The 3,179-nt window shown below is 37.2% G+C and carries 2 protein-coding genes; both read left to right on the top strand.

Going from position 1 to position 3,179, the window contains the following annotated elements; translation table 11 throughout:
* Positions 1 to 323: 323 nt before the first annotated feature.
* The gene (gene allW / locus V7149_RS24330; protein ID WP_335348147.1) at positions 324 to 1,787 is read left to right on the top strand and encodes an allantoin permease; all 1,464 of its coding nucleotides are present in this window, start codon (positions 324 to 326) and stop codon (positions 1,785 to 1,787) included.
* Between the two features lie 136 nt (positions 1,788 to 1,923).
* Positions 1,924 to 3,179, top strand: a 1,256-nt coding sequence (gene allB / locus V7149_RS24325) for an allantoinase AllB (RefSeq protein WP_335348146.1), incomplete at its 3' end; no start/stop codon positions are given.

The raw sequence follows: 3,179 nt of genomic DNA, 5'->3' as shown, positions 1-3,179 counted from the left end.
GCGTAAATTATCACTAATATACTTTTAGTAAAAAGTGTTTATATTATTGTTTTTAAAAAAAATCAATTTTTACTTTAGCATAAAGCTATTGTTTTAAATGGTTTTAAAAGATTTTCACAAAATAGACACATTTTTGTTGACGTATTGTGAACAACGGTATAGTATGTGTATATTAAGTTTACTTGTTACAATTAGTAACCTGGTGATTTAAAAAGGGAGGTATTAAGAATAAGTATTTTAAAAAATAAAGCGGCACATTTAGTAGATTGACTAATAGATTAGTGATCAAAATGTAAATTCCACATAATCAAGGAGGGTTAAAAATGACACAAATCAATCGTGAACAATTAAAAGCAGCTGGTTTTAGCGAAGACGTGTTGCCGCCGAAGCCAGAAGATAGAAATTGGAAGATCGGAAATTATGCAACAATATGGATGGGATCCGTTCACAATATCCCTAACTATATTGCCATTGGTGGACTTTTTGCCTTAGGGATGTCAGCAGGACAAGTATTCGCCGCAATTATATTTGCGTCAATCATACTAGCAGCAGCACTGGTTTTTAACGGTCATGCTGGATCAAAATACGGGTTACCATTCTCAATGTTCTTACGCACATCGTTTGGTACTAAGGGTGCCATGATTGCAGGTGTGCTAAGAGGTGTTATTAGCGCAATCATGTGGTTTGGATTTCAAACATATGCAGGAAGTCAAGCGTTATCAATTCTAATCGGAAAGCTTTGGCCAACGTATTTAACGTTAGGCGGGGATTGGAATCTTTTAGGATTGTCGTTGCCAGCGTTAATTTCGTTTCTATTATTCTGGTTATTCAATGTTGCTTTAATTTATGGAGGAATGGGGTTATTAAGTAAATTTACAAATATCCTTTCTCCACTTGTTTATATAGTTTTTGGCGGTATGGCGATTTGGGCAATTAAATTAGCTGGCGGCGTTGGCCCGATCTTAGCTTATACAGGTGCAGGAGTCAGCGGAAACAAAGTAATTGTCTTTTTAGCAGCTATTACTGTAATAATTGCTGCTTGGGCAGCTCCAATTGTAAATGTATCTGACTTCACAAGATTGGCTCGCTCTACGAAGGATCAGGCTATTGGCCAAACATTAGGTTTAGTTGTGACCTATTTATTGTTTGCCATCGCAAGTATTTCGATTATTGTAGGCTCTGAAATTGCCTTTGGTACACCAATTTGGAATGTACTTGATGTAGTTGCCCGATTTGATAGTTCTTTTGCAATAGCAATATCTGTTCTTACACTAGCTTTAACAACATTATCGGTGAACGTAACAGGTAATATTGTTCCTGCAGGTTACCAACTAGCATCACTATTCCCGAAAAAACTAACTTTTAAGTCGGGAGCAACAATCGCGGCTGTATTAGGAATTGTTGTCATGCCTTGGAAACTTATGGAGAACGCGACAAGTATTTTTACATTCTTAAATATGATCGGCGGCCTATTAGCTCCAATCACGGGTATCATGCTAGCTCATTATTTTGTAGTTACAAAAACAGAAATAGACTTGAGCGAATTGTATTCCAAAAACGGTAAATACAATTATAAAAATGGTTTTAATGTGAACGCCATTATTACATTAACTGTTGCTGGCGTGCTTTCCTTAATCGGGAATTTCGTTCCAATCTTTAAACCGCTTTCTGATATTTCGTGGTTTGTAGGAATTATTTCTGCTTTTATTATTTACGCTTTACTTGAGTTACCTAATAGTAAAGCTGTTAAGTTTTCGAAACAGATGAAATTGAATGAAGAAAAGTAGCTAGAAATAAGGGTTTATCTATATAAACTAGGGTGTTAGCGGCAATTTTTAAAGAAATGCGGCTAGGGGAATGTCAAAAAATAGGCTATTTTGACGGTGGGTATAAATTTTATTTTTATCGAAAGGGGTTTTTATAATGACATTTGATTTACTAATTAAAGGTGGAAATGTTGTCTTCCGGGATGGTGTTCGTAAAGTTGATATTGGCATAAAAAACGAAAAAATTTCATGCATTGCGGAGCAAATTACTGAAGATGCAAAAGAAATTATTGAAGCGAATGGACAGTATGTCATGCCAGGAATGATTGATACCCATGTTCACATCAGTGAACCAGGCCGTACAGAATGGGAAGGCTTTGAAACAGGATCGAAAGCATTAGCGGCAGGTGGAACGACAAGTTACGTGGAGATGCCATTAAACGCACTCCCGGCAACAATTAATAAAGAGGCTCTAGACTTAAAGCTTGAAGCTGCAAGCAACCAAAACTATGTTGATTATGCTTTCTATGGCGGTCTCGTGCCAGAGAACCTAGACGAGTTGGAAGAACTAGCAGATGCAGGTGTTCTTGCCTTTAAATGCTTCTTATCTGATATCACGAGCGATGTTCCTGGAGATTTCACGAATGTGGATGATTACACATTATATAAAGGTATGGAAAAATTAGCGGAATTAGATCAGTTGCTATGCATTCACGCGGAAAATCCATCGGTTACATCTGGGCTTGCTAAAGAATTTGCTAAAGCAGGCAAGAATTCTGGAGTAGAATATGCGGAATCACGCCCTGTTTTTACAGAAGTGGAAGCTGTTCAGCGTGCGATCCTTTTTGCTAAAGAAACTGGTTGTAAATTACATTTAGTTCACATTAGTACTTCAGAGGCTGTTCAAGCTATTTTACAAGCTCGTAGAGAAGGTGTAGATGTAACAGTTGAATCTTGCCCACACTATTTTGCCTTTACTGCCGAACAAGTTGATGAAATTGGTCCTAGAGCAAAATGTCAGCCTCCAATTAGAAAAGCAGAAGAACAAGCAAAATTATGGGACGAGCTTCTTAACGGGAATATCGACTGGCTAACATCTGACCATTCGCCTTGTACTGAGGACTTAAAGCAAGGAAATCTTTGGGAAGCATGGGGCGGAATTAGCGGAGCTCAAAATAATGTTGACCTAATGTTTGATTTAGCTGTAAAACAACGTGGATTACCAGTACAGAAGTTTGTTGATTTAATTGCTACTAATCCGGCTGAACGATTCAATTTGTCAAATAAAGGTGAAATTGCCGTTTCGAAAGATGCGGATATTATTTTGGTGGATCCTAACCAATCATATGTTGTTAAAAGAGAAGACCTTTACTACAAAAACAAACATAGTGCATATGAAGGCAGAAAAATTGA

Origin of the sequence: Bacillus sp. JJ1503, from assembly GCF_036965125.1 — a bacterium.
Taxonomy (GTDB): domain Bacteria; phylum Bacillota; class Bacilli; order Bacillales; family Cytobacillaceae; genus Cytobacillus.
The sequence above is the reverse complement of the archived record's forward strand: the minus strand, read 5'-3'. Positions and strand labels throughout refer to the sequence as shown.

Bases quoted from the DNA above. Each gene is read 5' to 3' on its own strand.
- allW (WP_335348147.1), top strand. From the start codon at position 324: ATGACACAAATCAATCGTGAACAATTAAAAGCAGCTGGTTTTAGCGAA.